The organism is Xanthomonas sp. SHU 166 (assembly GCF_000364685.1).
GTDB lineage: Bacteria > Pseudomonadota > Gammaproteobacteria > Xanthomonadales > Xanthomonadaceae > Xanthomonas_A > Xanthomonas_A sontii.
Map to the genome: position 1 here is coordinate 1 of NZ_AQOJ01000333.1, position 1,687 is coordinate 1,687.

General features: G+C 68.5%; 1 protein-coding gene. It reads left to right on the plus strand.

The genetic code is table 11. The features are described 5' to 3' along the window. Positions 1 to 1,529 (plus strand): DHA2 family efflux MFS transporter permease subunit (locus D180_RS09955; RefSeq protein ID WP_017912676.1); only part of this gene is annotated, 1,529 nt, incomplete at its 5' end. Positions 1,530 to 1,687: the final 158 nt, after the last annotated feature.

Sequence of the window (1,687 nt, forward strand, 5' to 3'; positions counted from 1 at the left end):
ACACCGGGGCCTGGCTGGCGGTGGCCGCCGGCACCATCGGTTCGTTCATGGCGACGCTGGACATCTCCATCGTCAACGCCGCACTGCCGACCATCCAGGGCGAGGTCGGCGCCAGCGGCACCGAAGGCACCTGGATCTCGACCTCCTACCTGGTCGCCGAGATCGTGATGATCCCGCTGACCGGCTGGTTCGTGCGCACCCTGGGGCTGCGCAACTTCCTGCTGATCTGCGCGCTGCTTTTCACGTTTTTCTCGGTGGTGTGCGGGCTGTCCAGCAGCCTGACCATGATGATCCTCGGCCGGGTCGGCCAGGGCTTCGCCGGCGGCGCGCTGATCCCCACCGCGCTGACCATCGTCGCCACGCGCCTGCCGCCGGCGCAGCAGACCCTGGGCACGGCGCTGTTCGGCATGACCGTGATCCTGGGTCCGGTGATCGGGCCGCTGCTGGGCGGCTGGCTCACCGAGAACGTGAGCTGGCACTACGCGTTCTTCCTCAACGTGCCGGTCTGCGCCGGCCTGGTGGCGCTGCTGCTGCTCGGGCTGCCGCACGAGCGCATGTATCTGCGCGGGCTGCTCGACGCCGACTGGCTCGGCATCTTCGGCCTGACCGCCGGACTGGGCGCGCTCACCGTGGTGCTGGAAGAAGGCCAGCGCGAGCGCTGGTTCGAATCCACCGAGATCGTGCTGCTGAGCGTGGTCTCGCTGGTCGGCTTCATCGCCCTGGTGGGCTCGCAATTCCTCAGCCGGCAGCCGGTGATCCGCCTGTCGATCCTGCTGCAGCGCAGTTTCGGCGCGGTGTTCGTGATGGTGATGGCGGTGGGCATGATCCTGTTCGGGGTCATGTACATGATTCCGCAGTTCCTGGCGGTGATCTCCGGCTACAACACCGAGCAGTCCGGCTACGTGGTGCTGCTGTCGGGCGTCCCCACGGTGCTGCTGATGCCGATGATGCCCAAGCTGCTGACCACGGTGGATGTGCGCGTGCTGGTACTCGGCGGGTTGAGCTGCTTCGCCGCGGCCTGCTTCGTCAACATGCACCTCACCGCCGAGTCGGTCGGCATGCATTTCGTCGCCGGGCAGCTGCTGCAGGGCTGCGGGCTGGCGCTGGCGATGATGTCGCTCAATCAGGCGGCGATCTCCTCGGTGCCGCCGGACCTGGCCGGCGACGCCTCGGGCCTGTTCAATGCCGCGCGCAACATGGGCGGCTCGATCGGCCTGGCGCTGATCTCCACCTTCCAGGAGCGGCGCATGGTGTTCCATACGCAGATGCTCGGCAGCGGCACCACCGCCAATTCGCCGCTGGCGCAGGACTACCTGCATGGCATCGCCGCGCAACTGCAGTCGGTGTCCGGCGCCGGCGCGGCGATGCAGTCGCTGGCGCAACTGGCGCGGCTGGTGCAGCAGCAGGCCCTGGTGATGACCTACAACGATCTGTTCTGGATCTTCGGGGTGATCGTGGTCTGCACGATCCCGCTGGCGTTCCTGCTCAAGCCGCTGCCCAAGGGCGGCGCTCCGCTCGCGATGCATTGAGGATTCCATGGCCCTGCGTTTCTCCCGCGTTCTCGTCGCCGCCGCGCTGCCCTCGCTGCTGTCGGCCTGCATGCTCGGCCCGGACTACGTGAAGCCGCCGCCGGTGGCCGAGGCGGCGCTGGCGCAGCCGCGGCTGCACCGCGCCGATGCCACGGCCG